Here is a 5524-nt window from a genome sequence, read left to right as displayed (position 1 = left end):
ACGTCCGAGGTGGCTCGAAAGCACAACTCTGGCTCCCGACTTCACAAGGTACTGGATCGTGGGAACTGCAGCCTGAATGCGGGTATCATCTGTGATGACACCACCCTCAACGGGTACGTTAAAATCAACGCGCACAAACACGAGCTTTCCTTTGAGTGCTACGTCGCGAATGGTCTTTACCTTACTCATATTGAATTTGGAGAAATGTTGTCCGGTGTGGCGAATTGCCACGGGAATTCAGATAGACAAAAAGGCGAGTCGTGAGCAACTCGCCTTTTTGATGGTTTTTAAAAATGCTCTGCAGCGAGATGTTCAGCTCAGAGCGCAGCAATCTTCTTCAGAAGATCAACGCAGCGGTTACTGTAACCCCACTCATTGTCATACCAGGAAACAAGCTTGAAGAACGTGTCGCTCAGCCCAATGCCCGAACCTGCATCAAAGATCGAGGAGGCAGAACAGTGGATGAAGTCCGAAGAGACCACTTCATCTTCAGTGTATTCCAAAATGCCCTTGAGGGGACCTTCGGCCGCTTCTTTCATCTTCTGGCAGATTTCCGCATAGGAAGTCTTCTTTTCGGTCTTCACCGTCAAATCCACAACCGAAACCGTCGGAGTCGGCACACGGAACGACATACCGGTCAACTTGCCCTGGACTTGCGGAAGCACCAGACCCACAGCCTTTGCTGCACCTGTCGATGCCGGAATAATGTTGATCGCAGCACTGCGTCCACCCTTCCAGTCCTTCATCGAAGGGCCGTCAACCGTCTTTTGCGTTGCGGTATAACTGTGAACCGTGGTCATCAGTCCTTCAACAATGCCAAAATTATCCAGAATCACCTTGGTGATCGGAGCCAGACAGTTCGTCGTGCAGGATGCATTTGAGATCAGCGTATCCTGAGCAGTGAGCGTGTTATCATTCACGCCCATCACCACCGTCTTTACGTTACCCTTTGCTGGAGCGGAGATGATGACCTTCTTGGCACCAGCATCGATGTGACCCTGTGCATTCTTGTCGTCCACCCAAAGCCCGGTTGACTCGATCACGATATCCACGCCCAGGTCTCCCCAGGGAATATCCTTCGGCTGTACCCGCATTGACAGGCACTTGATCTTCTGGCCATTGACGATGAGCATGTCATCGGCTGCCGAGTCCGCGCTTTGCTTCGCGCTTTCAACCGTGCCGTTGAAACGACCCTGAACGGAGTCGTACTTGAGCAGGTAAGCCAGGTTGTCAGCCGGGACAAGGTCGTTAATAGCAACAACTTCGACGTCGCTTCCCAGCAGACCCTGGTCTGCGATTGCTCTAAAAACAAGACGGCCAATGCGGCCGAATCCGTTGATTCCGATTTTAGTCGCCATGTGCGATTCCCTTATGATTTCTGATTAGAAGTAATTATAATTGACTACTTAACGATAAGTAATCGAACGATTTATTAGATGCATCGATCCAGCAAATCAAGTCTTAAAAACTGATTCTTTGGCAGGAGAACGCAATGACGCAAGGTTAATCCAGATTTTATCCCGACACGGTCAGCCTGATGCCGCAATTTCACCGAACAGAACTTCAGTTCAGTGACCAGTTTTCTGAACCACAGTCACGCTTGATACAGGACTTCAAGCGCGGGATTCCAACAACACCTGCCTTGCCGCCTCGCAAACTTGCTGCACGGATGCCAGCTTTCCTTTTCCCTCATAGCCGCAGGCAAGCATGCCATACTGAGTGTCCAGAATCGTATTCCCCCTTGCGCGAAGAAGCTGCAGGTTCTGCTGTGTTGCCTCATGGTCGAGCATTTTTCCATTCATTGCCGGGGCAATCATTACCGGAGCGCGCGTTGCCAGATAAATGTTGCTCAACAAATCCGGCGCCAGTCCCTGTGCAAAGTGTGCGATCGTATTGGCCGTAGCAGGTGCCACCAGCAGCAGATGTGCACGGTCGGCAAGGCTGATGTGTCCCGGCTCCCACTCGCGAATCTCCTCCCACATGCTGACCGAAACCGGATTGCGTGACAGGGTTTGAAAGGTCAATGGAGCAATGAAGCGAGTCGCTGCTTCGGTCATGATGACATGGACATCCGCCCCCCACTTGACCAATTGGCCCGTGATGTCGGCCGCGCGGTAGGCCGCTATCGAACCTGTAACCCCCAGGAGGATTACCTTGCCGGAAAGTAATCCCGACTGGGCTTCGTTGCCGGATTCCATCGGACTTTGCAGCTCATGCATGAATTCACCCTATTCAACAGTCACACTCTTGGCAAGATTGCGCGGCTTATCCACATCACAGCCTCGCTCCACCGCAATGTAATAGCTCAACAACTGTACCGGAATCGTAGCGATCACCGGCATCAACATGCTGTGAACCTTGGGCAGCGTGATGATATCATCCGCCAGCCCGGAAGGGATCGCACAGTCTTCCGACTGGATGCAGATGATCTTGCCCTTTCGTGCCTTGATCTCCTGCATGTTGGCCACCACCTTGTTCTGAATCTCGTCACTTTCCACAAAAAAGACGGAGGGACACTCTTCACACACCAACGCAATCGGACCGTGCTTCATCTCGGCAGCCGGGTACCCCTCCGCATGAATGTAGGAAATTTCCTTGAGCTTGAGTGCACCTTCCAGCGCAATCGGGAAAAGCGACTGCCGTCCGAGAAAGAGGAAATCAGGATATTTTGAGTATTTTTTGGCGATCTCACGGATCAAATCCACTTGTTGCAATACCTGATGAACCAGATCCGGAATCTTGCGGAATTCGGCAACAAGCTCACGTCCTTCACCATAACTCATATCCCTCAAACGCGCGAGGTAGAGCGCAAACATACCCCCAATCAATACCTGTGAGGTGAATGCCTTGGTTGATGCAACCCCGATTTCCGGACCCGCATGCTGGTAAATGCCCCCGTGGCACTCCCTTGCGATGGTGGAACCCACCCCATTGGTGATCGCCATCGTGTGGTAGCCCTTGCGTTTCGCCTCTCTGAGTGCCTCCAGTGTATCAATGGTTTCTCCCGACTGGCTGATCACAGCAACCAGTGTATTTTTGTCGAGCGGTGCATTGCGATAGCGAAACTCCGAAGCATACTCCACCTCCACCGGAATCCGCGCGTATTTTTCAATCAGATACTCGATCACCATGGCAGCGTGCCAGGCAGTACCGCACCCCAGAATCAGAATACGGTCCATTTGGCGCAGCTGGGAGACGTCGATATTGAGTCCTCCAAACTTGGCCGTGCTTGCATCCTCGGAAAACCGGCCTCGCATGGCGTTCTCAAGGGACTTGGACTGCTCAAAGATCTCCTTGAGCATGTAGTGTTCATACCCGCCTTTTTCCGCATCTTCAATCGCCCAGTCCACCGTATGCACAACCGGCTCGATCGAGCTGTAGTCCCAGTTGGCAATGTGATACGAATCACGGGTGATTTCCACGAGCTCCCCATCGTTGAGGTAGACCACGTTATTGGTATTCGCGATCACGGCAGAAACATCGCTGGCAAGCAGGCATTCGTCCTTTCCAACTCCCAAAATAAGGGGAGAGCCCTTGCGCGCTCCAACCATCATCTCTGGAAAATCAGTACAGAGCACAGCAACTCCGTAAGTACCTTCCACGTGATTGAAGGTTTTGCGAACAGCGCGCGCAAATTTCCCGAGTCCATTGTTGGATTCGGGTTCTTTCGCGTAATGGTAGGCAATCAGGTTGCACAACACTTCCGTGTCGGTTTCCGAAGAAAATGTGTACCCCTGCGTCTCCAGAAAGTTGCGAATGGATTCGTAATTCTCGATCACACCGTTGTGTGCCAGAATGATCTTGCCATCGGAACTTTGATGCGGATGAGCATTTTTTTCGGTAACTCCACCATGGGTGGCCCAGCGAGTATGAGCGATGCCGGAAATCGCTCCAAAGTGTTCAGGGAGCTGCTTGCGGCAAGCCTGATCCAGATTGTCCACACGCCCCACTCGCCGAATGACGTGCAGTGCCTGGGTGCCATTCTCCAGCATTGCGACACCCGCAGAATCGTAACCGCGGTATTCAAGGCGTTTGAGTCCCTCTACCAGGACGGAACGGGTTTTTTTCGGATTTCCAATGTATCCTACTATTCCACACATGTATGTTTCTTTCGTTTGTAAGGTTTTCTCCCATCAGAGCAGGGAGGGGTAAATGCTGCCTTCATCACGGTTTTCCGGAATAAAAAAACAGATTTACGCTTTGCAATAGGTTTTGGGCGGAAAACGCAGGCAACTACGAGTATCCACGATGGGTGTTACATATTCGGAAAAATCAAAATCAATGTATTCCTGATGGTGCGTCGAGAGCAGAATCAGATCAAAACTGTCCGAAATCTCAACACTCCTGCGACCCGCCAGGTGCCCATGTTCACGAGTCGGTTTGATAACAGGAACCTGCGGATCATGGTAATCGACAGTGGCACCCTTTGCCTCGAGTCGATCAATCAGAACATAGCTGGGACTCTCGCGGTCATCATCCACATTGGGTTTGTAAGCAAGACCAAGCAGTAGAATGCGGGATCCCTTGAGCGGTTTGCCAGTTGAATTGAGCATATCTGCTACTTTTGAGATCACATAATCAGGCATACTGGTATTGATCTCTCCGGCCAGCTCGATGAAACGGGTTCGCAAGTCAAACTCGCGGGCCTTCCATGTCAGATAAAAGGGATCAATGGGAATACAGTGTCCTCCCAGTCCGGGACCGGGGTAAAATGGCATGAACCCAAACGGTTTGGTCTTCGCCGCATCGATGACTTCCCACACATCAATTCCCATCGAATCATAAACAACCTTCAGTTCATTCACCAAGGCGATGTTAACTGAACGAAAGATGTTCTCGGTCAGTTTGGTGGCTTCAGCTACGCGACACGAACTCACTGGAAAGGGCTGCTCAACAGCAATACTGTACAGTTCCACACAGCGTCGGAGGCACTCCGGCGTGTATCCTCCCATGACCTTTGGAATGGTCTTCACCGAATGATCCTTACGACCAGGGTCTTCCCGCTCAGGCGAATAGGCCAAATGAAATCCCTCACCTGCAAGCAGGCCTGATCCGGATTCCAAAATGGGCTTCAATTCCTCTTCGGTCGTTCCCGGATAAGTCGTCGATTCGAGCACCACCAGTTTGGGTGTGACCCCCGATGAAAGAAACGGAGCGATCGATGCCCCAGTCTGCAATACAAAACTCAAGTCCGGTTGCTGATGACGGTCAAGAGGAGTTGGAACGCAGATGATAACCGCCTCAACCTCCGCAATGGCAGAAAAATCGTCAGTTGCACAAAACTGCCCGGACTCCACCAAAGGACGGATGTGGCCAGCATCAATGTGGCGGATGTAACTCTCTCCACGATTCAACTGCTCGGCCTTGCTGGCATCCACATCAATCCCGATTACATTCACACCGGATTCCGCAAATCGGATGCCAAGGGGAAGCCCCACATATCCCATTCCAATGATTGCTATCTTTTTCATTCTCGCATGTCGACACAGCCCCGAAGTGCGGCCAGATTTCCCGCACTATGCAC

The 5524-nt window shown here is 51.6% G+C and carries 5 protein-coding genes; all 5 read right to left on the bottom strand.

Translation table 11 applies throughout. The features are described from left to right. The coding region (pgk, locus tag ABQ298_02345; protein ID MEQ9823204.1) for a phosphoglycerate kinase at positions 1-189 on the bottom strand (189 nt) is incomplete at its 3' end. Positions 190-317: 128 nt separating this feature from the next. Then, positions 318-1358: a type I glyceraldehyde-3-phosphate dehydrogenase gene (gap, locus tag ABQ298_02340; protein ID MEQ9823203.1), complete on the bottom strand. Its 1041-nt coding sequence runs from the start codon at positions 1356-1358 to the stop codon at positions 318-320. Between the two features lie 255 nt (positions 1359-1613). Further along, positions 1614-2219 (bottom strand): flavoprotein, encoded by a 606-nt coding sequence (locus tag ABQ298_02335; protein ID MEQ9823202.1) that lies wholly within the window; start codon positions 2217-2219, stop codon positions 1614-1616. Positions 2220-2228: 9 nt separating this feature from the next. Then, positions 2229-4100 (bottom strand): glutamine--fructose-6-phosphate transaminase (isomerizing), encoded by a 1872-nt coding sequence (gene glmS, locus ABQ298_02330; protein MEQ9823201.1) that lies wholly within the window; start codon positions 4098-4100, stop codon positions 2229-2231. Positions 4101-4193: 93 nt separating this feature from the next. Then, complete coding sequence (locus ABQ298_02325; protein MEQ9823200.1) at positions 4194-5471, bottom strand: nucleotide sugar dehydrogenase; 1278 nt, start codon at positions 5469-5471, stop codon at positions 4194-4196. Between the last annotated feature and the right edge of the window lie 53 nt (positions 5472-5524).

This window comes from Puniceicoccaceae bacterium (assembly GCA_040224245.1).
Classification (GTDB): domain Bacteria; phylum Verrucomicrobiota; class Verrucomicrobiia; order Opitutales; family JAFGAQ01; genus JAKSBQ01.
This window is presented reverse-complemented; position numbering and strand designations above follow the sequence as displayed.

What these genes read in the sequence shown, in the direction of transcription:
- glmS (MEQ9823201.1), bottom strand. Translation starts at nt 4,100, where the DNA reads ATGTGTGGAATAGTAGGATACATTGGAAATCCGAAAAAAACCCGTTCC.
- ABQ298_02335 (MEQ9823202.1), bottom strand. Translation starts at nt 2,219, where the DNA reads ATGCATGAGCTGCAAAGTCCGATGGAATCCGGCAACGAAGCCCAGTCG.
- ABQ298_02325 (MEQ9823200.1), bottom strand. Translation starts at nt 5,471, where the DNA reads ATGAAAAAGATAGCAATCATTGGAATGGGATATGTGGGGCTTCCCCTT.
- gap (MEQ9823203.1), bottom strand. Translation starts at nt 1,358, where the DNA reads ATGGCGACTAAAATCGGAATCAACGGATTCGGCCGCATTGGCCGTCTT.